General features: G+C 72.8%; 21 protein-coding genes and 1 tRNA gene. 13 read left to right on the top strand and 9 right to left on the bottom strand.

The genetic code is table 11. The annotated features are described in order from the left end of the window. Position 1: 1 nt before the first annotated feature. The 3 genes from ACFYYR_RS28855 (at position 2) to ACFYYR_RS28845 (ending at position 1941) form a co-directional block, all read left to right on the top strand. Complete coding sequence (locus tag ACFYYR_RS28855; RefSeq protein ID WP_388859809.1) at positions 2-829, top strand: Rieske 2Fe-2S domain-containing protein; 828 nt, start codon at positions 2-4, stop codon at positions 827-829. A gap of 401 nt (positions 830-1230) precedes the next feature. Continuing rightward, positions 1231-1542 (top strand): hypothetical protein, encoded by a 312-nt coding sequence (locus ACFYYR_RS28850; protein WP_388859876.1) that lies wholly within the window; start codon positions 1231-1233, stop codon positions 1540-1542. Between the two features lie 186 nt (positions 1543-1728). Beyond that, positions 1729-1941, top strand: a complete 213-nt coding sequence (locus ACFYYR_RS28845; protein ID WP_388859806.1) for a hypothetical protein — start codon at positions 1729-1731, stop codon at positions 1939-1941. 193 nt (positions 1942-2134) lie between these two features. Here the strand turns inward: ACFYYR_RS28845 and mscL are convergent, their stop codons facing one another. The 5 genes from mscL to ACFYYR_RS28820 form a co-directional block, all read right to left on the bottom strand. Next, a complete protein-coding gene (gene mscL, locus ACFYYR_RS28840) occupies positions 2135-2665 on the bottom strand; it encodes a large conductance mechanosensitive channel protein MscL (RefSeq protein ID WP_388859803.1) in 531 nt (176 codons plus the stop codon). A gap of 494 nt (positions 2666-3159) precedes the next feature. Next, a complete protein-coding gene (locus ACFYYR_RS28835) occupies positions 3160-4047 on the bottom strand; it encodes an S-methyl-5'-thioadenosine phosphorylase (RefSeq protein ID WP_388859800.1) in 888 nt (295 codons plus the stop codon). 139 nt (positions 4048-4186) lie between these two features. Further along, a complete protein-coding gene (locus ACFYYR_RS28830; RefSeq protein WP_388859797.1) occupies positions 4187-4537 on the bottom strand; it encodes an FmdB family zinc ribbon protein in 351 nt (116 codons plus the stop codon). A gap of 276 nt (positions 4538-4813) precedes the next feature. Then, positions 4814-6133: an MFS transporter gene (locus tag ACFYYR_RS28825; protein ID WP_388859795.1), complete on the bottom strand. Its 1320-nt coding sequence runs from the start codon at positions 6131-6133 to the stop codon at positions 4814-4816. A gap of 508 nt (positions 6134-6641) precedes the next feature. Further along, positions 6642-8171, bottom strand: a complete 1530-nt coding sequence (locus ACFYYR_RS28820) for a potassium/proton antiporter (RefSeq protein WP_388859873.1) — start codon at positions 8169-8171, stop codon at positions 6642-6644. Positions 8172-8659: 488 nt separating this feature from the next. Here ACFYYR_RS28820 and ACFYYR_RS28815 point away from each other — a divergent pair, with 488 nt between their 5' ends. After that, a complete protein-coding gene (locus tag ACFYYR_RS28815; protein ID WP_388859792.1) occupies positions 8660-11389 on the top strand; it encodes a penicillin acylase family protein in 2730 nt (909 codons plus the stop codon). A gap of 151 nt (positions 11390-11540) precedes the next feature. On the opposite strand, the gene ACFYYR_RS28810 is transcribed toward ACFYYR_RS28815, so the two are convergent. Continuing rightward, a complete protein-coding gene (locus ACFYYR_RS28810) occupies positions 11541-12167 on the bottom strand; it encodes a 5-formyltetrahydrofolate cyclo-ligase (protein WP_388859789.1) in 627 nt (208 codons plus the stop codon). A gap of 71 nt (positions 12168-12238) precedes the next feature. Here ACFYYR_RS28810 and galU point away from each other — a divergent pair, with 71 nt between their 5' ends. From galU to ACFYYR_RS28775, 7 genes are all read left to right on the top strand, one after another. Next, complete coding sequence (gene galU / locus ACFYYR_RS28805) at positions 12239-13162, top strand: UTP--glucose-1-phosphate uridylyltransferase GalU (protein WP_388859786.1); 924 nt, start codon at positions 12239-12241, stop codon at positions 13160-13162. Then, positions 13146-14516, top strand: coding sequence for a gephyrin-like molybdotransferase Glp (gene glp, locus ACFYYR_RS28800; RefSeq protein ID WP_388859783.1), 1371 nt, complete (start codon positions 13146-13148; stop codon positions 14514-14516). Before galU ends, glp begins: the two co-directional genes overlap by 17 nt. A 53-nt stretch (positions 14517-14569) precedes the next feature. After that, positions 14570-15073: a cyclic pyranopterin monophosphate synthase MoaC gene (moaC, locus tag ACFYYR_RS28795; protein WP_388859780.1), complete on the top strand. Its 504-nt coding sequence runs from the start codon at positions 14570-14572 to the stop codon at positions 15071-15073. Next, the gene (locus ACFYYR_RS28790; RefSeq protein ID WP_388859777.1) at positions 15070-15639 is read left to right on the top strand and encodes a molybdenum cofactor biosynthesis protein B; all 570 of its coding nucleotides are present in this window, start codon (positions 15070-15072) and stop codon (positions 15637-15639) included. Before moaC ends, ACFYYR_RS28790 begins: the two co-directional genes overlap by 4 nt. Continuing rightward, positions 15636-16259 (top strand): GNAT family N-acetyltransferase, encoded by a 624-nt coding sequence (locus ACFYYR_RS28785; RefSeq protein WP_388859870.1) that lies wholly within the window; start codon positions 15636-15638, stop codon positions 16257-16259. Before ACFYYR_RS28790 ends, ACFYYR_RS28785 begins: the two co-directional genes overlap by 4 nt. A 151-nt stretch (positions 16260-16410) precedes the next feature. After that, a complete protein-coding gene (gene glpR, locus ACFYYR_RS28780; protein ID WP_388859774.1) occupies positions 16411-17553 on the top strand; it encodes a gephyrin-like molybdotransferase receptor GlpR in 1143 nt (380 codons plus the stop codon). 96 nt (positions 17554-17649) lie between these two features. Beyond that, positions 17650-17723: transfer RNA gene (locus ACFYYR_RS28775), tRNA-Ala, on the top strand. Positions 17724-18071: 348 nt separating this feature from the next. Here ACFYYR_RS28775 and ACFYYR_RS28770 read toward each other — a convergent pair. Beyond that, a complete protein-coding gene (locus ACFYYR_RS28770; RefSeq protein ID WP_388859771.1) occupies positions 18072-18677 on the bottom strand; it encodes a TetR/AcrR family transcriptional regulator in 606 nt (201 codons plus the stop codon). A 183-nt stretch (positions 18678-18860) separates the two neighbouring features. Here ACFYYR_RS28770 and ACFYYR_RS28765 point away from each other — a divergent pair, with 183 nt between their 5' ends. Next, positions 18861-19271 carry a DUF6463 family protein gene (locus tag ACFYYR_RS28765; protein WP_388859767.1) on the top strand — a complete coding sequence of 137 codons (411 nt, stop codon included), beginning with the start codon at positions 18861-18863 and terminating at the stop codon, positions 19269-19271. Between the two features lie 318 nt (positions 19272-19589). Here the strand turns inward: ACFYYR_RS28765 and trxA are convergent, their stop codons facing one another. Continuing rightward, entirely contained in the window at positions 19590-20003 is a 414-nt protein-coding gene (gene trxA / locus ACFYYR_RS28760; RefSeq protein ID WP_388859764.1) for a thioredoxin, read from the bottom strand. A gap of 161 nt (positions 20004-20164) precedes the next feature. Between trxA and ACFYYR_RS28755 the strand changes: the two genes are divergently transcribed. Then, the gene (locus ACFYYR_RS28755) at positions 20165-21706 is read left to right on the top strand and encodes a dihydrolipoyl dehydrogenase family protein (RefSeq protein WP_388859761.1); all 1542 of its coding nucleotides are present in this window, start codon (positions 20165-20167) and stop codon (positions 21704-21706) included. 46 nt (positions 21707-21752) lie between these two features. On the opposite strand, the gene ACFYYR_RS28750 is transcribed toward ACFYYR_RS28755, so the two are convergent. Then, positions 21753-22295, bottom strand: a complete 543-nt coding sequence (locus tag ACFYYR_RS28750) for a GNAT family N-acetyltransferase (protein WP_388859758.1) — start codon at positions 22293-22295, stop codon at positions 21753-21755. Positions 22296-22361: the final 66 nt, after the last annotated feature.

The following is a 22361-nucleotide window of genomic DNA, read 5'->3' as shown; positions in this document are numbered from 1 at the left end:
GGTGACCGAACAGGGCGAGCAGATCGTTCCCACCTCCCCAGGGGCCACCCCATCGGGAACCGCCTCCGGAACCACCTCCTCAGGGCCGCCCTCCTCCGGGGCCCTCCCTGCATCCGGGGCCGCCACGGCCTCCGGTGTCCCCACCGGCCCGGCGTCCCTCGCGCTTCAGGCGGCGGTCACCGATCCCTCGGCCCCGGCCGCGGACCCCACCGACGGTTCCGAGGCCGGGAGCGGCCGGCGGCCGACAGCCTCCGGCAGGAACGGCCCCAACTCCCTCACCACGCGGCGGGACTATCTGCGCATCGTGGCCGTCGTGTCCGGAGGCCTCGCGGCCGGGGGCCTCGCTGTCGCCGCCGGCGGGCTGCACCGGCAGGGCGACTCGGAGGGCGCTCCCGCAGCCAAGCGTGTCGCGACGGTGATCGGCGCGGGGGAGTCCGTTGCCTTCCGCTATCCGGGAGAAGACGACCGGGCGATCGCGGTGCGGCTCTCCGACGGTTCGCTCGTCGGTTACTCCGCGGTGTGCACCCATCTGGCCTGTGCCGTGTCGTGGCGTGCGGACCAGGGCTTCGAGGGCGAGCTGCACTGCCCCTGCCACCAGGGCGTATTCGACATCCGCACCGGCGAGGTCACCGCCGGCCCGCCACCGCGCGGCCTGCCCAAGGTGGTTCTCGTCGAACGGGCCGACGGCAGCGTCTGGGCCATCGGCACCGCACGCTCCGGCGAGAGCCTCGAAGAGGGCCTGTGCCGCCAACTGCTCAGGGACTACCCCGACACGGCTCGTGAGATCGGCTGCCCAGGCGTGCCGCCCGTGGGGAACGAACAGGTATGAGCGAGCACGACCCCAACCCCAACCCGCCGGGCTCCAACTCGCCGGGCGGCCCCAGCCCGTCGGGCCGCAATGAGCCCGGCCTCAATGAGTCTGTCCCGGGAGAGTCCGGCCGATCAGAGTCCGCCCCCGAGGAGCCCGGCAGAGACGAGCCCGGCAGGGACGAGCCCGGCAGGGAAGCGCCCGCCGCCCACGGACCGGGTTCGTCCCCGGCGTATGAACCGCCCCCGCATGTTCCGCCTTCCGGCGGAACAGCTTCCGGCAGCCCGCCGACGGGCGGGTCCGCGCCCCTTGGTTCTCCACCTCCTGGCTCTCCGCCCGTGGCTCCTGCCGCTGTCGGCTCTCCGCTCGCGGGTCCTCTGCCTGCCGCCTCGCCGCTCGAGGGGACTCCGCCGCCCCGGCCTCTGCTGACCGAGGCACCCCGGGAGCCCGGTCCCTGGGTCGGTCCCACCAGCGGCCACGGGGACCCCCGCGTCAGGCACACCGGGCCGGGGCCGGGTGCGGGCGGTGAACAGGAGCCGGCGCGGTCCTCGAAACTGTCCGTACGCCTCGCCCTGGCGCTGACCGTGGTCATGGGGCAGCTCTGGGGCCTGACCATCGCTGCGAATGAGTGGATGAGGGGCGATACCCGGACTGCCCAGTGGCTGGCGGGTTTTCTCGTGCTGTCCTTCGTCGTCGTGCTGGTGCTGTGGCTGATCGATCCGGAGGACCGCTGAGCCGGCCCTTCTCCCGGAATGCAGGAGCCCGAACCACGCGCCGGGAGCCGGCAGCCTGCGCCCCAGGCCGGAGGCCAGGGCCCGTCGGCATCGGGAGGAGCAGGGGAGCACGGACCGTGGTGCCCGACCCGTGGGGACGGGGCACGCAGCGCCGACCACCGGCCCGGGCCCCGTACCCTGGGAGCCATGAGCAGTGCCCCTACGCCCGAACCGTCCGCACCCGCCCCCGCGCAGGGGGCGTCCCGTGATCCGAGGGCCGCCAAGGTGGACTTCGACGACCCCTTCGGGCGGCCGTCCGCGGACGACACCGACCGTGGCTGGGGCGAGCGTCCGACCGAGGGCGACAGCGCCTCCGACCTGGCCCGGTTCCTCGACGAGAAGCCGCCGCACCACTTCTGAGGCGGCACCTCCTTCTGAGGCGGCCCCTCCTTCCGAGGCGGCCCCGCCTTTCGAGGCATCTCTGCCGTCCGAGGCAGCTGCTCCTCTCGAGGCGGCCCCACCTGCTGGGGCGATCTCTCCGCAGCTCGCGTACTCCACGCCTCCGGACCGGCAGCGGCAGCCGCCGCCCCGACAGGTCCTCCCCGAGCAGGTGCTACTTCTGTGTCGGAACGCGGCCGGTGCCGGGCCCGGAGGGGCCGGGGCCCTGCCAGTCGGAGCCGCCCTGCCGGGCGACCAGGGCGTCCCGGATCTCGGTGAGCAGCTCGATCTCCGTCACCTCGGTCGGCGTGGCCTCCACGGGCGCCTTGGCAGCCTGCCGGGCCTTGTAGCGGTTCATCGGAAGGATCATGAGGAAGTAGACGACCGCTGCTGTGATCAGGAACGTGATGGTGGCGCTGATCACCGAGCCCCAGAGGATGTAAATGCCCTCGGTGGCCTCGCCCGCCTTGTTCTTGGTGCAGGTGCCCAGGCAGAACGTGTAATGGTCGAGGTTCTGGGTCCCGAAGGCGCCCACAACGGGGTTGATGATGCCCTTCACCACGGTGTTCACGATGTTGGTGAACGCCGCTCCGATGACCACCGCAACCGCGAGATCGACGACGTTCCCGCGCATCAAGAACTGCTTGAAGCCGTCCAGGATGCCCTTGTTCTCCTCGCTCACCGGGGTGCCTCTCTCTGCGTGCACGATGAATGGAACAGATGGTTCCGCAATGTACGGCAGGGCAGCGGCGGGCTGTCCAATCACGCACCCCGGGCGTGGCAGCGACAGCCGCTCCCGAGGTGCCGGCGGCGGTGGACCGCCGGGGCAGCCCCGTTCGTACGGCAGCGGGCTGCTCCCGTAACGCACCCGGGAGCGCCCGTACTGCACCGGGCAGGAGCCGCACCGCCTGGGGAAGCGTCGTCGGGGAATCGATTGTCGGGGACGTGACCGTCATGGCCATCACCAGCCTGCCGCGAGGAGGTTCTCGCTCGGACGCCCCCCACGATGCACGGATGTTCCCCATCCCGCTGAGGCCTGTGGACAACCCCTCGATTGTGGACAAGGCGGTCACCCTCAGGGGTTCACAGCACCCACAGAAGTCTCCGCTGGCCCCCAAGAGCCAAGAGCCAAGAGCCAAGAGCAAGAGCAAGAGCCAGCCCCACTCAGCGGCCGGCGCCTCCTACAGCCGAGGCCGCCCCCTACGGCAGCTCGATCCCCGGGTCGAGCCCGTCCAGAGCCCGCGCGCAGAAGCAGTCCCGGTCGCCGTTCTCCGGCAGCCCGCCCACTGCGTCGAAGAGCACGGTCCGCAGGCGTGAGACATTCGCGGCGAAGACCTTGAACACTTCCTCATGGGACACGCCCTCGCCCGTCTCCGCCCCCGCGTCCAGGTCGGTGACCAGCGTCAATGAGGTGTAGCAGAGGCCCAGCTCGCGGGCGAGCACCGCTTCCGGGTGGCCGGTCATCCCGACCACCGACCAGCCCTGCGCCGCATGCCACCGCGACTCGGCCCGGGTCGAGAAGCGCGGGCCCTCGATGACGACCAGCGTTCCGCCGTCCACCGGCTCCCAGTCCTGTCCCCGGGCGGCGGTCACGGCCGCCTTCCGGCCCACGGGGCAGTAGGGGTCGGCGAAGCCGAGATGCAGCACGTTCGGCACCTGCGCGGCCCGGGGCTCCACTCCCGCGGGCGCGGAACCGGCCGTCGCCGGCAGCGGCTCGCCGTCGTAGAAGGTCTGGGTGCGGGTCTTGGTGCGGTCCACCAGCTGGTCGGGGACGAGCAGCGTGCCCGGGCCGTACTCCTCCCGCAGGCCGCCCACCGCGCACGGCCCCATCACCTGGCGCACGCCGACCGAGCGCAGCGCCCAGAGGTTGGCGCGGTAGTTGATGCGGTGCGGCGGCAAGTGGTGCTTGCGGCCGTGCCGCGGCAGGAAGGCCACCCGGCGTCCGGCGACCTCGCCGAGGAACAGCGAGTCACTCGGCGGCCCGTAGGGGGTGTCCACCGTGATCTCGGTCACGTCCTCGAGGAAGGAGTAGAACCCCGATCCGCCGATGACGCCTATCTCTGCTTGCGCGCTGACTGTCTCGACCATGGGATCACCCTATGGGGCCCCGGCCGGTTGTCACGGGCATGCATCGGACCCCGTCGCCTGGATCAGGCCACGGGGTCCGCTGAGTCCGTCGTCCGCGCCGCCCGGCCGGGCCGGGCAGGGCCGCGGAGAGGTGGTGCCGTCAGGCGGCGGAGGAGCTGCTCGCGCTGCCGCCGGTCCCGCTGCTCGTCTTCGCCGACGAGGAAGAGGACGACGAGGTCGAGGAGGAGCCGGCCGAGGACGAGGAGTCCGACGACGACGAGCTGTCGCTCTTGGCCGGGGCGGACGACGACTTCGCCGTGCTGCTCGACGACGAGCCGCGGCTGTCCGTCCGGTAGAAGCCGGAGCCCTTGAAGACGACGCCGACCGCCGAGAACACCTTGCGCAGGCGTCCTTCGCAGCTCGGGCACTCCGTGAGCGCCTCGTCGGTGAACTTCTGCACCGCTTCGAGGCCTTCACCGCACTGGGTGCACTGGTACTGATAGGTCGGCACTTGCTCCTCCTGGCACTCTCACTCGATGAGTGCTAACGACGGTCAATAGTGCAGCATTCCGCGGGATCAGTCCACTGCGACCGGCCTCACGGTGACCGAGCCCACGCTCCGCGCGCCCGATTCACACGCGTGCGCCGGCTTCCCGCACCCGTGTGCCGGTCTCCCGCACGCGTGCGCCGACTTCCCACAGCCGCACCTCGGCCCCTCACGCGCGGCCCCTCACGCGCGGCCTCTCACGCGCGGCCTCTCACGCGCGGGCTCTCGCAACGCGCGCTCTCACACCCGTGCGTCGGCCTCCGCGCCGTCCCGGTCCCCGGAGTCCCAGCTCCTGGTCGCGGAGCCGGCGACCACGCCACGGCCTCCGGAGTGCGACGCCGCGTCCGGGCTCGGCACCAGCCGCCCGCGCAGCACCACCAGGGTCAGCAGCGCCAGCGACGTACCGATCAGCGGGACGGTGAACGCCGCACTCGGGCCGAACCGGTCCGCCAGCTGTCCGGCCGCCGTCACCGCCGCCGCCTGCCCCAGGGCGACCGCCCCGGTCAGCCAGGTGAAGGCCTCGGTGCGGGCGGTCGCCGGAACCAGCGTCTCCACCAGCGTGTATCCGGTGATCAGCGCCGGAGCGATGCAGAGGCCCACCAGCAGGCCGAGGGCCCCGAGCAGCAGCGGCGAGTGCACCGTCCACAGGACCGAACAGGCCGGGGCCAGCGCCGCGTACGCCGTCAGCAGGCGCCGCCGCGCGGACGCCCGCCAGGCGATGGCCCCGCAGGCCGCACCGGCGAGCATGTTGCCCGCCGCGAAGACGCCGTACAGCGGGCCGTTCAGCCCCGGCTCCCCGATGTCCTGGGTGAAGGCGGTCAGGGCCACCTGCATGCCGCCGAACACCGAACCGATGCCCAGGAAGGCCGCCGCCAGCACGCGGACGCCCGGCACGGCCAGGGCCGAGGTGCGCGGTGCCCGCTCGCCGTCGGTCCCGGGCCGGGACACGGGGGGTGCGGTGCGGCGCTGGGCCGCGAAGAGCAGCCCGCCCGCCAGGGTCAGGGCGGCCTCGGCGACCAGGCCGGCCGCCGGATGCACCCCGGTGCACAGCGCGGTCGCCAGGACCGGGCCGATCACGAAGGTGAGCTCGTCGGTGACCGACTCGAAGGCGGCCGCGGTGGACATCAGCGGGTGGCCGTCGAGCTTCGCCGCCCAGCGCGCCCGGACCATGGGGCCCACCTGCGGCACGGAGGCGCCGGTCGGCACCGCGGCGGCGAACAGCGTCCAGAGGGGCGCCTGGCCGAGCGCGAGCGCCGTCAGCAGCCCGGCGGCCACCACGTGCACCAGCACGCCGGGCACCAGCACCCGGCTCTGGCCGAAGCGGTCCGCGAGCTTGCCGCCCTGCGGCGCGAACAGGGCCATCGAGACCCCGGTGACCGCCGCGACGGCGCCCGCGACGCCGTACGAGCCGGTCGTGTGCTCGACGAGCAGGACGATGCTGATGGTCAGCATCGCGAAGGGCTGGCGGGCGGTGAAGCCCGGGAGCAGGAAGGTCCAGGCGCCGGGGGTGCGCAGCAGCTGCCGGTAGCCGGGACGGGACGTGGTGACCGCGGATGCCACGGCCGTGCCTTTCCGCTGCCTGGTAGCGCACGTCCGACGAGACCGGCCCCTGAAACGGCGATCTCTCAGTACGGTGCGCCGAGAGCTGTCCTCTCGCGCATGTTCCGCGGTAGATACCGGGTCCGCACCGAGGTGGCTGAAGGGACCGCGGCCGCCATGCGGTCGCGCCAGCTCTGCATCAGGCAGAGTGGGTCGTCATTTGTGCGTCCTTGATTGTACAGGGCGGATCGGGGCCCCTCCTGTGATCCATGCGGCGCCTGTGGCCACTGGCCTGTGAAGGAGCGGCCGACGCCTCCCGCGATCCGGTGCGGGGGCAAGGGCCTGGTACGAGGGCATGGAGCGTGCGGCCCGCCACCGGTCCCGTCCGCCGTGGCTCCGTCCGTCCGGGATCGGCCGGCTCGGTCGGCTCGCCGTCCTCAGTGCGGGCCGTCCGGGCGCAGCCGGCTCGTCGGCTTGCCGCCCTCGGCGCGGGCGTCCGGGGTCAGCCGGCTCGGTCGGCTCGCCGTCCTCAGCGCGGGCCGCCCGGGCGCAGCCAGCTCGCCAGCTTGCCGCCCTCGGCCACCGCCCGGAGCCGCTTCTCGGTGGCGTCCCGCACCGGGTCCGTGGCCACCACCAGCAGCTCGTCGCCGCGCCGCAGCACCGTGGTCGGCGCCGGGACGAAGCTCTTCTCGTCCCGCACGACCAGGGTCACCGCGGATCCGGCCGGGAGGCGCAGTTCGCCGACCTCCACGCCGTGCATCTTCGACTCCTGCGGGACCGTGACCGACAGCAGGTGGCCGCGGAGCTTCTCCAGCGGCGCCGATTCGATGCCCAGGTCCGTCGTCGGCTCCCCGGCGCTCAGCCGCAGCCGCAGCCGCTGGGCGACCCAGGGCAGGGTCGGCCCCTGGGCCAGGGTGTAGACGATCACCAGCATGAAGACGATGTTGAAGATCCGCCGGCTGTCGCCCACCTCGTAGACCATCGGGATCGTCGCCAGCACGATGGGCACGGCCCCGCGCAGGCCCGCCCAGGACAGCAGCAGCCGCTCCGCCCACGAGGTACGGAACGGCGCCGTGCTCACCAGCACCGACACCGGCCGCGCCACCACCGTCAGGACCAGGCCCACCACGACCGCGGGCACGATGTCGTCCCCCAGCTCGTGCGGGGTGACGAGCAGGCCGAGCAGCACGAACATGCCGATCTGCGCCAGCCAGCCGAGCCCCTCCGCGAAGCCGCGGGTCGCGGGCCAGTGCGGCAGCTTGGCGTTGCCCAGGATCAGGGCGGCCACGTACACCGCGAGGAAGCCGCTGCCGTGCGCCAGCGCGCCGCCCGCGTAGGCGACGACCGCGATCGCCATCACCGCGATCGGGTACAGACCCGAGGCGGGCAGTGCGACCCGCCGCATTATGTAGGCCCCGAGGAAGCCGACCGTGATGCCCATCGCCGCGCCGATCGCCAGCTCCAGAGCGATCTTGCCGAGCAGCAGGTACCAGCTGTCGATCGGCCCGGTCGAGGAGAAGGCGACGACCAGGATCACCACCGGGGCGTCGTTGAAGCCCGACTCGGCCTCCAGGACGCCCGTCAGCCGGGACGGCAGCGGCACCCGTCGCAGGACGGAGAAGACCGCCGCGGCGTCCGTGGACGACACCACCGCGCCGATGATCAGCGACTGCCGCCACTCCAGCCCCACCAGGTAGTGCGCCGCGGCCGCGGTGATGCCCACGCTCACCGCGACGCCGACCGTGGACAGCACGGCGGCGATCGGCAGGGCCGGTTTGATCTCCCGCCACTTCGTGCCCAGACCACCCTCGGCCAGAATCACCACAAGGGCGGCGTAGCCGATCAACTGCGTCAGTCCGGCGTCGTCGAAGGTGACTCCGATGCCGTCCTGCCCTATCGCGACGCCGATGCCGAGGTAGATGAGCAGGCTGGGGAGCCCGCTGCGCGAGGAGACCCGGACCGCCGCCACCGCGATGAGGAGGACGAGCGAACAGACCAGCAGGAGTTCATTGAGGTGGTGAACAGTCAGGGGCCGAACCCTTTCTTGCGTTATCGGCAGGAACGTCCATTCCTGCCGATCGGTACTTCATTGCCTTACCTAATATTTTACCGGTTCTTGACGCGGGCCCGCCGTGGAAGCGGTCACCATCTCCGCCGATCCTGCCGAACACCCCCGCGCGAACGGTCCGGACGACGCGCGGCGGAGAGCGAATCGCGCCGGACGACGGACCGCCGAGCCGGAGCCACCCGTCCGGAGCCGTCGCCCCGGAACCCCGGAGCTGTCGCCCCGGAACCCCGGAGCTGTCGCCCCGGAACCCCGGCCCGTCGCCCCGGAACCCCGAGCCGCCGGACCACCCATCCCGTGGCGACGGAAACCGGACAGCCCGCCCGCCGGAACCGCACCGATCGCGCCACACCGGAAACGGCACCGGACGCTCGCGGCGCCCTTGCCGGCACCGACCCTGACTCCGCGTAGGGGCCGTCCGGGCACTGCGCCTAAGGTTGCTCCTGCATTCCCAGGACCACCCTGCCCCTCTAAGGACAGCGATGCCCGCCAACAAGACCGGCCCTTCAGGCAAGAGGAAGGGCCGACGCGCCCGGCTTCTCGTGTTCGCAGTCGTGCTGCTCCTCGTGGCGGGCTTCGGCTACGGCACGTACTGGAGCCTCAGCACCGTGCGCGCCTCCTTCCCGGAGACCACGGGTTCCGTCAAACTCGACGGCCTCTCGGGGCCGGTCCAGGTGAAGCGTGACGGCCACGGCATACCCCAGGTCTACGCCGACACGGAGGAGGACCTCTTCCGGGCGCAGGGATTCGTCCAGGCGCAGGACCGCTTCTGGGAGATGGACGTCCGTCGGCACATGACCGCCGGACGGCTGTCCGAGATGTTCGGCAAGGGGCAGGTCGAGACCGACGCCTTCCTGCGGACCATGGGGTGGCGCAAGGTCGCGCAGCAGGAGTACGACCACAAGCTGTCGCCGCAGACGAAGAAGAACCTGCAGTCCTACTCCGCCGGTGTCAACGCCTACTTGAAGGACCACAAGGGCTCCGACCTGTCCGTGGAGTACGCGGCGCTCGGCTTCACCAACGACTACACGCCCCAGAAGTGGACCCCGGTCGACTCGGTGGCCTGGCTCAAGGCCATGGCCTGGGACCTGCGTGGCAACATGCAGGACGAGATCGACCGTGCGCTGATGACCAGCCGCCTCACGCCGCAGCAGATAGAGGAGCTCTACCCCCAGTACCCGTACGACCGGAACGAGCCGATCGTCGGCGGCGGCGCGGTGAACCGGGCGACCAAGGAGTTCGACCCCCAGGCGACCGCCCCGCGGAACGCCGCGGCCGGCACCGCCGGGGCGGACGCCGCCCGCGGTGCCCGGACCCAGCTGTCGTCGCTGTCCAGGACGCTCAAGGGCGTCCCGGCGCTGCTCGGCCCGAGCGGTGACGGCATCGGCTCCAACTCCTGGGTGGTCTCCGGCAAGCACACCGCCACCGGCAAGCCGCTGCTGGCCAACGATCCGCACCTCGCGCCGCAGATGCCCTCGCTCTGGTACCAGATGGGTCTGCACTGCCGGAACGTCAGCGCCTCCTGCCGCTACGACGTGTCGGGCTACACCTTCTCGGGCATGCCGGGCGTCGTCATCGGCCACAACAAGGACATCGCCTGGGGCTTCACCAACCTGGGCGCCGACGTCTCCGACCTCTACCTGGAGAAGGTCACCAGCGACGGCTACCTCTCCGACGGCCGCCGCCGGCCGTTCAAGGTCCGCCGCGAGACCATCAAGGTCGCGAACGGGCCGGACCGGGAGATAACGGTCCGCTCCACCGGCAACGGGCCCATCGTCTCCGACCGGAACGAGGAGCTGGGCAAGGTCGGCCGGCAGGCGCCGGTCCGGGACGCCGCGCCGGACCGGGGCAGCGGCTACGCCGTCTCCCTCCGCTGGACCGCCCTGGAGCCGGGCCGCACGATGGACGCGGTCTTCGAGCTCAACGCCGCGAAGGACTTCGACGGCTTCCGCGCCGCGGCCCGCGACTTCGCCGTCCCCTCGCAGAACCTGATCTACGCCGACACCCGGGGCCACATCGGCTACCAGGCGCCGGGCCGGATCCCGGTCCGCGGCAAGGGGAACGGCCGCTACCCCGCCCCCGGCTGGGACTCCGACTACCGCTGGACCGGATACGTCCCGCAGTCCGCGATGCCCTGGGAGAAGGACCCGAAGCGCGGCTACATCGTCACCGCCAACCAGGCCGTGGTCGACGGCCGGAAGTACCCGTACCTGCTCACCGAGGACTGGGGCTACGGCGCCCGCAGCCAGCGGATCAACGACCTCATCCAGTCGAAGATCAAGGACAGCGGGAAGATCTCGACGGACGACATGCAGACCATCCAGCAGGACAGCAACAGCGAGATCGCCGAGCTGCTGACCCCGCTGCTGCTCAAGATCGACGTCAAGGACCCGTACGTCCGGGAGGCGCAGAAGCTCCTCGAGGGCTGGGACTACACCCAGGACCCGGACTCGGCGGCGGCCGCCTACTTCAACGCCGTCTGGCGGAACACCCTCAAGCTGGCGTTCGGCAACAAGCTGCCGAAGGAGCTCCGCGTCGAGGGCCAGTGCCTGCGGGTCCGCCCCGCCGACGACACCGGCCCGGCGGAGGACCTGAACGGCAACGCCCGGCTGGTGCGGGAGTGCGGCGAGCGGGAGGCCGAGTCGGCCCAGCCGGACGGCGGCGACCGCTGGTACGAGGTGGTGCGCTCGATCCTCGACGACGAGGACAACACCTGGTGGAAGACCTCCGGCACCGTGGGCAGCCCCGGCGACCGCAACCGGGACGAGCTGCTCGCGCACGCCATGAAGGACGCCCGCTGGGAGCTCACCGCCGAGCTGGGCAAGGACACCGACACCTGGAGCTGGGGCCGGCTGCACCAGCTGACGCTGCGGAACCAGACCCTGGGCGTAGACGGCCCCGGCTTCCTGCAGTCCGTGTTCAACCGCGGGCCGTGGAACCTCGGCGGCGGCCAGGAGGCGGTCAACGCCACCGGCTGGAACGCGGCGGGCGGCTACGACGTCGTCTGGGTCCCCTCGATGCGGATGGTCGTCAACCTCGGGAACCTCGACAAGTCCCGGTGGATCAACCTCACCGGCGCCTCGGGCCACGCGTACAACGCGCACTACGCGGACCAGACCGACAAGTGGGCCAAGGGCGAACTGCTGCCCTGGGCCTTCAGCGAGGCGAAGGTGCAGAAGGGGACCGAGGACACCCTGGCGCTGACGCCCTGACCCTGTCCCACCGCCCCGTCCCGGTTCCCGGCCGCCCCGCGCGGCCGGGGCCGGGACGGCGTCGTTTCCGGCCCCGGCCGTTCCGCCGTAGCGGTTCCGCTTCCGCCGGCCGGCCCGGGGCTACGGCTCCGTCGTGCGCCGCTCCCCGGGGCTAGGGCTCCGGCGTGCGCTGCTCCCCGGGGCCGAACCGGTGCACCCCGGACGGCGTCACCGCCGCGTGCACCGGGCGGTCGTGCTCCTCGGCCGGCACCGCGTCGAGCAGCTCGCCGTCGTACAGCAGCACCACCAGGGCCGGGTCCGCCCCGGCCGCGGCCAGCCGCTCCAGCACCCGGTCGTAGCTGCCGCCCCCGCGCCCCAGCCGCAGGCCCCGGCCGTCCACCGCGAGGCCCGGCAGCAGTACCGCGTCCGCGCCGGTGACCGCGTCCGGCCCCAGCCGCTCCCCGGCCGGCTCCAGCAGCCCCCGCCCGGCCTTCGCCAGCCGGTCCGCTCCCGCGTAGGTGCCCCAGTCGAGGTCGTTGTCGGGCAGGAGCACCGGCAGCAGCACCCGGACGCCCCGGTCGCGCAGCGCGTCCAGCAGCGCGCGGGTCCCGGGCTCGCGGCCCACCGAGACGTACGCGGCGACGGTGCGTGCTCCCGCGAGCTCGGGGAGTTCCAGGGCGTGCCGGGCGAGCAGCGCCGCCGTCGCCGGGACGTCATCCGCCGGAAACCCGGCCCTCACCGACAGGAGGTGCCGCCGCAACTCCGCCTTCGTAACCTGGCCCGCACTGTCCACGCGCACAAACCTCTCCTACGGAACGTAATAAGTGGAGTCTCATCTTCCGCTCATACGTACCGGTTATGGTTCTCCGCATGACTGAAGCGCGCTCCCGGATCAGCAAGGCTGTCATTCCCGCCGCCGGACTCGGCACCCGTTTCCTTCCGGCCACCAAGGCCACGCCCAAGGAAATGCTGCCCGTGGTGGACAAGCCCGCGATCCAGTACGTCGTCGAGGAGGCCGTGGACGCGGGTCTCGGGGACGTCCTCATGGTCACCGGTCGTAACAAGCGCCCGCTCGAGGACCACTTCGACCGCAACTACGAGCTCGAGGAAGCGCTGCGCCGCAAGGGCGACGAGTCCCGCCTCGCCCGGGTCCAGGAGTCCAGCGACCTCGCGACCATGCACTACGTCCGGCAGGGCGACCCCAAGGGCCTCGGCCACGCCGTGCTGTGCGCCGCGCCGCACGTCGGCGAGCAGCCCTTCGCCGTCCTCCTCGGCGACGACCTGATCGACCCCCGTGACCCGCTGCTCGCCCGGATGATCGACGTCCAGGAGCAGCACGGCGGCAGCGTCGTCGCCCTCATGGAGGTCGACCCCGCGCAGATCCACCTCTACGGCTGCGCCGCCGTCCGGGCCACCTCCGAGGGCGACGTCGTCCAGGTCACCGACCTCGTCGAGAAGCCCGACCCGGCGGACGCGCCCAGCAACTACGCCATCATCGGCCGGTACGTGCTCGACCCCGCCGTCTTCGAGGTGCTCCGCAAGACCGGGCCCGGCCGCGGCGGCGAGATCCAACTGACCGACGCCCTGCGCACCCTCGCCGAGACGCCGACCCTCGGCGGGCCCGTGCACGGCGTGGTCTTCCGGGGCCGCCGCTACGACACCGGCGACCGTGGGGACTATCTGCGTGCCATTGTCCGACTCGCGTGCGAACGTGAAGACCTGGGACCGGACTTCCGGACCTGGCTTCGCAGTTACGTCACGGAGGAGATGGAGCACGGTGAGCGACACCGCTGAACACGCCGCCGCGTCGGCCGGGCTCGGGGACACGTCCCCGGAGGAGTCCGGCGCGGCGGCACCGGTCCAGGACGACGACCGCGTCTGGACCGTCTCGGAGCACCTCGACGACATCGTGCGGCACGTCCGCCCGCTGGAACCCATCGAGCTGCAACTCCTGGACGCCCAGGGCTGCATTCTCGTCGAGGACGTCACGGTCCCGGCCGCCCTGCCGCCCTTCGACAACAGCTCGATGGACGGCTACGCGGTGCGGACCGCCGATGTCTCCGGTGCCTCGGAGGAGTACCCGGCCGTCCTCACCGTCATCGGTGACGTGGCGGCCGGCCGCGGCGAGCCGCCCACGGTCCGGGCGGGCCAGGCCGCCCGCATCATGACCGGCGCGCCCCTGCCACCGGGCGCCGAGGCCGTCGTCCCCGTGGAGTGGACCGACGGCGGCACCGGCGCGGGTCCGGTCTCCGGGATGCGCGCCGCCGGCCGGGCCCCGGAGGGCGCCGGCGGCGAGGTGGCCGTGTACCGCGCCGCCGAGGCCGGAGCACACATCCGCGCCCGCGGCAGCGACGTCGCCGCGGGCGAGCTCGCCCTCGCGGCGGGCACCGTCCTCGGGCCGCCGCAGATCGGGCTGCTCGCCGCCATCGGCCGCGCCAGCGTCCGGGTCCGGCCGCGGCCGCGCGTCGTCGTACTGTCGACCGGCAGCGAACTCGTCCAGCCGGGCGAGGAGTTGGGCCAGGGCCGGATCCACGACTCCAACAGCTTCGCGCTCACCGCGGCCGCCCGCGACGCCGGAGCCATCGCGTACCGGGTCGGCGCCGTGGCCGACGACCCCGACACGCTGCGCGCCACCGTCGAGGACCAGCTCATCCGCGCGGACATCATCGTCACCAGCGGCGGCGTCAGCGTGGGCGCGTACGACGTGGTCAAGGAGGCGCTCTCGCAGTTCGAGGGCGAGGAGGGCCGCGTCGACTTCCGCCGGATCGCCATGCAGCCGGGCAAGCCCCAGGGCTTCGGCCGCATCGGGCCCGACCGGACCCCGCTGCTCGCCCTCCCCGGCAACCCGGTCAGCTCCTACGTGTCGTTCGAGATCTTCGCCCGCCCCGCCATCCGCGCCCTCATGGGTCTGGAGGCCCGCGGCCGGGAGACGGTCCGGGCGGTGTGCCGGGAGGAGATCGGTTCCTCGCCCAAGGGGAAGCGTCAGTTCCTCCGCGGGTGGTACTCCGAAGGGGAGGTCACCCCCGTGGGCGGCGCCGGCTCCCACCTCGTGAAGGCCCTGGCCCATGCCAACGCGCTGATCGTGGTGCCCGAGGACGTCACCTCCGTGGCGTCGGAATCCCTGGTCGACGTGATCCTCCTCGGCTGAAACGCCGTTCCTGCCGGTACGGTGTCTGCCCACAGGACCGGACCGGGAGAACGATGAGCAGCGCCGAGCACCACCTCACCCACCTCGACGACACGGGCGCGGCCCGGATGGTCGACGTCTCCGGGAAGGACGTCACGGCGCGCACCGCGCGGGCGGCGGGCCGGGTGCTCGTCGCCCCGCGCGTCGTCGAGCTGCTGCGCGGGGCGGGGGTGCCCAAGGGGGACGCCCTCGCCACCGCGCGGATCGCCGGGATCATGGGCGCCAAGCGCACCCCCGACCTCATCCCGCTCTGCCACCCGCTCGCCGTCTCCGGGGTGAAGGTCGATCTGGCGGTGGCCGACGACGCCGTCGAGATCGAGGCCACGGTCCGCACGACCGACCGCACCGGCGTCGAGATGGAGGCCCTGACCGCGGTGACGGTCGCCGCCCTCACCGTGATCGACATGGTGAAGGCCGTCGACAAGGCCGCGGCCATCGCCGACGTCCGCGTCCTGGAGAAGACCGGCGGCAAGTCCGGCGACTGGCGGCGCCCGGCGGAGGCGGGGGACGAGGCATGAGCCCGGAGCCCACCGCCCACCAGGAGCCGCGGCCCCGGCCCGGCGGCCCGTCCGGGGAGAGCCCGGAGCGGGAGTACCGCGCCCTGGCCGTCACCGTGTCCAACCGTGCCGCCGCCGGTGTCTACGCCGACAAGGGCGGCCCGCTGCTGGTCGAGGGCCTCACCGCGATGGGGTTCCGGACCGACGGCCCCCGGGTGGTGCCCGACGGCGAACCGGTCGAAGCCGTGCTGCGCGAGGCCGTCGCCGCCGGGTACGACGTGGTGCTCACCACCGGGGGCACCGGCATCTCGCCCACCGACCGCACCCCGGAGATGGTCCGCCGGGTCCTCGACCACGAGATCCCCGGCATCCCGGAGGCGATCCGCGCCGAGGGCCTGGCCACGGTGCCCACCGCCGCACTGTCCCGCGGTCCGGCGGGCGTCGCGGGGACTACCCTGATCGTCAGCCTCCCCGGGTCCACCGGAGGCGTCCGCGACGGCCTCGCCGTGCTGGGCCGCCTGCTCGTCCACGCCGTCGACCAGATCCGCGGCGGCGACCACCCCAGACCCACGGGGAGCACGACCTGAACGCCTCCTGGCCGGTCGGACTGGCGGACGGTGACATCGCCCTTCGCCCCATAAAGCTGCGCGACCAGCGGGCGTGGCGGGAGGTCAACCGGCGCAACCGTGACTGGCTCCGCCCCTGGGAGGCCACCGTCCCGCCCCCCTCGCCCAGCGGCCCGGTCACCCACCGCCCCACCTTCCGGCAGATGGTGCGCCACCTGCGGGCCGAGGCGCACGCCGGCCGGATGCTGCCGTTCGTCATCGAGTACCGGGGCGAGCTGGTCGGCCAGCTCACGGTGGCCGGCATCACCTGGGGCTCGATGTGCTCGGGCCACATCGGGTACTGGGTCGACGAGGCGGTGGCGGGCCGCGGCGTGATGCCGACGGCCGTCGCACTCGCCGTGGACCACTGCTTCCGCGCCGTGGGGCTGCACCGCATCGAGGTGTGCATCCGCCCCGAGAACGCCCCGAGCCGCCGGGTCGTCGAGAAACTCGGATTCCGCGAGGAGGGGTTGCGGCCCCGCTATCTCCATATCGACGGCGCCTGGCGCGACCATCTGGTCTTCGCCCTGACGGCGGAGGAGGTACCGGAAGGGATGCTGGCCCGCTGGCACCGCGTCCGACCTGGATCGGCTCACAAATAAAATAAGTGTTCGAATTTCAGAGCGAGTTGACCGGTTGTGCGGTCCAGCTCTCTCAACAATCACAAAAAAAGTTCGGGATATCAGCCAGATCGTGCGACACACCGCGCCAATTGGCAGATGGCCTCATGCGGACCCCTCTACCGTGTGAGATGTGAGCAGCAGTGGCCTCATTTATGCAGTCATCGTCGGGGCCTGGGCCGCCTACTTGGTGCCGATGTGGCTCCGTAGGCAGGACGAGCTGAACGAAGCCCGTCCGACGGAACGCTTCAGCACCGCCATCCGGCTGCTGTCCGGACGGGCGGGGATGGAGCGCCGTTACGCCAAGGGCCTGGAGGAGCGTTCCTCCGGTGACGCGGACGCCTCCGGGGACGGAGACGGTTCCGCGGGACCGGACCGGGGCGCCGCCCCGGACGTCGTGACCGACTCGGTCGACGTCCGGGCCTTCGCCGTGTCCGCGTCCGAGCCGGCGCCGGCGCCGGCTCGCGTCGACACCGGGACCGGACGGGCGGACCGCGCCGCCACGGGCACCGGCCGCACCGAGCGCCCGGCGCGGCCCGCTGCCCACCCGACGCCGTCCGCCGCGCAGCGCGCCCGCCGTTCGAAGGTCCTGGCCCGCCGGCGCCGCACCACGATGGCGCTCTTCGTCGCCTTCACCGCCGGATCGGTGGTCGCCGCGGTCGGCGGAATCGCCTTCCTCTGGGCCCCGGCCCTGCCCGCGATACTGCTCAGCCTCTACATCGCCCATCTGCGGGCCCAGGAGCGCCGCCGCTTCACCTTCACCATGGACCGGCGCCGTGCCGAGGCCGCCGCCCAGCGGCTGCGCGAGCACCGGTCGCGGATCGCCGCGCGGCCGGAGCACGGCGACGCGGAGCCGCCCGCGGACGACGGTCCCGCGGACCCGGTCGCCGCGCCGGAGAGCACCTCGCCGCACACCGCGGGCCGCCGGGCACTGGTCGAGCAGACCGACCACGCGGAGTGGGTCGACCAGCAGCGGCGCAGTTCCGAGGGCGACAGCTGGGACCCGGTGCCGGTGCCCCTGCCCACGTACGTCACCGCGCCGGTCGCCCCGCGGGCCACCGGTGGGGTGGACCTCGACGCCCCGGACGCCTGGAGTTCCGCGCGGTCCAGCGTCGCCGAGCCGGCCGCGGAGGCCCCGCCGGCCGAGCCGGCCCCGGTTCCGGAGCCCGCTCCGGCCGCTCGCCGGCCCGCCGGCCGCCGGGCTCGTGAGCGCGGCCGCACCCCGCTCTTCGACCAGTACGCCGACGAGGACCGGCCGCGCGCGGCCAACGAGTGACGGCAGGGCCCGCCGGGGCGCACCGTGCGGGCCCACCAGCGCGGGAAGCGATTTCCGAGCACCCCGAGGAGGGTGCTAGAGTTTCACCCGTTGCAAGGGCCTGTGGCGCAGTCCGGTAGCGCACCTCGTTCGCATCGAGGGGGTCAGGGGTTCAATTCCCCTCAGGTCCACAGCAAGGCCGTTCTCGAGTTCGCTCGGGTTCGGTTGACGGGATCCCGCCGATCATCATGATCGGCGGGATCTCTGTCGTTTCCGGGGTCTTTGTCGTCCCGGGGTCCGTCCGGCGCCGTTCGGGGGTGTGGACGGCAGCGCATCGCGGCGGGAGCCGTGCTGATCCTCTGTCATGCGGTCGTGTGAGGAGTGCGGCCTCCCGGGGTTCGGGGGGCGGCGCTGGGCCGGGGGCAGGTCAACGGGTGCCTGGACAGCCGGTCTTGCCCCGTGGAGCGCGTGGCTCACCCGGTAGGGGTGAGCGGCCGGCGCGGGGACGGTGGGGTGTTGAGTCCCGGACGGCCGCCCGGTCAGGAGGAGCGGCCCTGTCGGTGCGGCTCGGCGGCTCCCTCGGGATCGCTGTGGTGCCGGTCCGCCAGTGCGGTGATTCCTGCCGTGGCGGCGGTGGCGAGGTCGGTGACCATCGCGTCGTCGACGGGCTGGTTGAGGATGTACAGGGCGGATGCCAGGGAGCCGAGCAGCAGCAGGTGGGCCATCGCGGGGTCGACGGTCCCGGCCAGCTCGCCGCGGGCCACGGCCTGTTCGATGATGTCGGCGAAAGCGGCCTGTTCGGTGGCCAGGAAGGTGTCCCGGAACCGGGTGTTCAGTTCGGGATTGACGGCAAGTTCGCTGATCAGGGCCGGTGCCAGCTGTCGGGCCGCCGGGGCTGCCATACGGGCGTGGAAGGTGCGGACCAGCGCCAGCAGGTCCCCGTGCAAGGAGCCGGTGCCGGTGAACGGGGGCAGCTGCTGCTCGTGCACGGTGGCGACGAACGCCATCTCGGCCTTGGAGGCGTAGCGGCGGTAGATCGCCGCCTTGCCCACCCCGGCGCGCGCCGCGACCTGGTCGACGGTCAGGGCCGGGTAGCCGGCTTCGTCGATCAGCTCACGGGTGGTCTCCAGGATCTTGTGATCCACGTGACTGTCCCGGGGGCGTCCACCCCGTTGCGTTCGCGCTGTCATGGCTGCATGATACGGAACGTGAGTATCGAAACCGTAGTATCGGAACTATGGTTTCGGATGTCGCCCGCTGTGCGGAGGCGACCGCGATGAAGTCACGCCGTGCGGCTTCACGACCAGCGAGCAGAACGGAGAACTCGGATGATCAAGTGGGCCGGCTGGATCGTCGTGTTATGCGGAACCGCGCACACGATCGGCGCCCTGACGGTGGAGAAAGCCGCGCGTCACGCCGGGACATGGTTCAGCGGCGGACTGTGGAGCGAGGACTTCACCGACATGAGCCCGGCGGGCAGCGCGTACTGGCTGAGCCTGTCGAGCTTCGGTATACCGCTCGTCCTGGTCGGCCTGACGGTGCTGTGGCTGGACCGCCGCGGGATCACCCCGCCGGCCTTCATCGGCTGGACACTGGGGGCCTGGACCGTCGTTGACGCCGTGGTCCTTCCGTTCACGCCGTGGCCCATCTTCGTGCTCGCGTGCGCCCTGCTGCTGATCGGAACCCGCCGCGCCCGCCGCGACAACCCCGCGCCTGAGGCCGGGCTTCGGCGAGCGTGACCACGGGCCCCGCCCGTGGCGGGCGGTGGAGGGTGCCGGCTCCCCGGCGGTGAGTGCACCGGCTCACCGGGAACCGTCCTTCTTGCCCAGGGCCGTTGACCCGACGTCGGAGCGTGTGGCGCGAAGTGCTGCGTCGCACATGGTTGTTGAGGGTCCGGCGTCCCAAGGGGAGCGCTCGGGGGGTGGTCGGGTGCCGATGGTGGCCGGTTGCGGTGCGGAGGCGGGCGCGCCGAAGGCCCCGGCCGGGTGGCCGGGGCCTTCGGGAAGGGGGTGACCCGCATCACCCGCCACGGGGGTCCGGGTGGACCGCCGCGGGGGTCAGGCCGAGGGCTCCTCGCTCGCCGCGGCGGTCGCGCCCTGCCGCTCGGCGGCGGCCTGCTGCTCGGCGACGGACTTGTGCACCTCCGCCATGTCCAGGTTCCGGGCCTGTCCGATGACGTCCTCCAGCGCGGCCTCGGGCAGGGCGCCCGGCTGTGCGAAGACCGCGACGTTCTCCCGCACGATCATCAGCGTGGGGATCGACTTGATGTCGAAGGCCGCGGCCAGTTCGGGCTGGGCCTCCGTGTCGATCTTGCCGAAGACCAGGTCCGAGTGGCGCTCGGCTGCCTCCTCGTAGACCGGCGCGAACTGTCGGCACGGGCCGCACCAGGAGGCCCAGAAGTCGATCAGAACGAAGTTGTTCGCGGAGACGATCTCGTCGAAGTTTTCCTTGGTCAGCTCGACCGTGCTCATGGTTTCCTTACCTGCTTCCGGATGACGTCGGCGGGTGTCCCCGTTGGGGGGAACGAGGGGGAGCCTGTCCGTATTCCGGTGGTTCATGTGGCCGACTTTGCGGCAGCGCGGAAGGATGGCCGCAGCACCCCACCGGCATCCCCGACCGAGAGGCGGCGCGCATGAGCCCCAGCGCGGAGGCACCCCAGAGTTACGAGCGGGAGGACGAGTACGACGTCGTGGTGCTGGGCGCCGGGCCGACGGGGGAGGTGCTCGCCGAGCGGGTGCGGGCCGCGGGGCTGTCCACCGCCGTCGTGGAGCGCGAGCTGATCGGCGGGGAGTGCTCGTACTGGGCCTGTATCCCCAGCAAGGCGCTGCTGCGCCCGATCGCCGCGCTCGCCGGGGCGCGGGCCGTCGAGGGCGCCCGGCAGGCCGTGAACGGAGGCCCGGACGCCGCCGCGGTGCTGGCCCGCCGGAACGGCTTCACCTCCGACTGGAAGGACGACGGCCAGGTGGCCTGGCTGGGCTCCGAGGGCGCCGAGATCGTCCGGGGCAGCGGCCGGCTCGACGGCCCGCGCCGCGTCGTGGTCCGGACGCCCGACGGGGGCCTGCGGCTGCTGCGGGCGCGGCACGCGGTCGCCGTGTGCACCGGCAGCCGGGCCGTGGTGCCCGATCTGCCGGGGCTGGCCGAGGCTCGTCCGTGGACCAGCCGGGAGGCCACCAGCGCGCAGAAGGTGCCGGGGCGGCTGGCGATCGTGGGCGGCGGCGTGGTCGGGGTGGAGATGGCCACCGCCTGGCAGGCGCTCGGATCGCAGGTCACGATGCTCGTCCGGGGCGGCGGGCTGCTGGAGCGGATGGAGCCGTTCGCGGGCGAGATGGTCACCGAGGGGCTGGCCCGGGCCGGGGTGGAGATGCTCATCGGGGTGTCGGCGACCGGCGTGCGCCGCGAGGCGCCCGGCGGGCCGGTGACGGTGCTGATGGACAACGGCCGGGAGATCGTCGTCGACGAGGTGCTGGTCGCCACCGGGCGCGCCCCGCGCACCGACGGCCTCGGGCTGGAGACGGTCGGCCTGTCGCCCGGGGGGTGGATCGAGGTGGACGACTCGTGCCGGGTGACCGGGGTGCCGGGGGACTGGCTGTACGCGGCGGGGGACGTCAACCACCGTGCACTCCTCACCCACCAGGGGAAGTACCAGGCGAGGGTGGCGGGCGCGGTCATCGCCACCCGGGCGCAGCACGTGCCCGTCCTGGAGCGGGACCGGTGGGGCGCGCACGTGGCGACCGCGGACCGGGCGGCCGTGCCGCAGGTGGTGTTCAGCACGCCGGAGGTGGCCGCGGTCGGGCTGACGGCGGCCGAGGCCGAGCGGCAGGGCCGCCGGGTGCGGGTCGTCGACTACGAGCTGGGGCAGGTCGCGGGCGCCTCGCTGTACGAGGACGGCTACCGGGGGCGGGCCAGGATGCTGGTCGACCTCGACCGGGGACATCTCATCGGGGTGACCTTCGTGGGGCCGGGGGTGGGGGAGCTGCTGCACTCGGCCACGGTCGCGGTGGTCGGCGAGGTGCCGGTGGACCGGCTGTGGCACGCGGTCCCGGCCTTCCCCACGATGAGCGAGGTCTGGCTGCGGCTGCTGGAGGAGTACCGCGGTCAGCAGCTGTGGCCGGTGGGCACGCCGGCGCTGACCGAGCCGCAGGCGATGGCGCCGGGGCCGGGCGTGGGGCGCTGAGTACGGGGGCGGGGAGCAGGGCCGGGCTCGTGGTGCCCGGTGGAGATCACCGGTCCGGGGCGGTCCGGGCGGACGGCTCCGGCGCCGGCGCCTGGCCGGAGGCGGCCGGGGCGCCGAGCGGCTTGGCGAAGCAGCGGCTCAGGGACTCGTGGCGGTAGATGCCGAACTTCGGTACCGCGGGGGCGTAGCCGCTGGAGGCGTAGAGGGCGATGGCCTCGGGCTGCTTGGTGCCGGTCTCCAGGACCATGCGCTGCCGGCCCGCCTGCCGGGCGCTGTCCTCCAGCGCGGCCAGGACCCGGCGGGCCAGCCCCCGCCCGCGGGCGTCGCGCACCACGAACATCCGCTTGATCTCGGCGTCGCCGTCCGCGTAGCCCTCGGAGCTCCCCTCCTGGGCGCGCCAGCCGCCGGACGCGACCGGCCGGCCCTCGTCGTCGTACATCACGAGGTACAGCCCCTGCGGCGGATCGAACTGGGACGGATCCATCGGGGTGAGGTCGCCGTCGCCGTAGCGCTCGGCGTACTCCAGCTGCACCTCGGCGTTGAGCCTCACGGCGTCGGGGTGGTCGTAGCGGACCGGGCGGATCTGCATGGGGGCAATCGTACGGTTGTGCGGGCCGAGTCCGGGGGCGCCGCGCGGAGGTCGGTATCGTGCCGG

The organism is Streptomyces sp. NPDC001922 (genome assembly GCF_042891165.1).
GTDB lineage: Bacteria > Actinomycetota > Actinomycetes > Streptomycetales > Streptomycetaceae > Streptomyces.
This window is presented reverse-complemented; position numbering and strand designations above follow the sequence as displayed.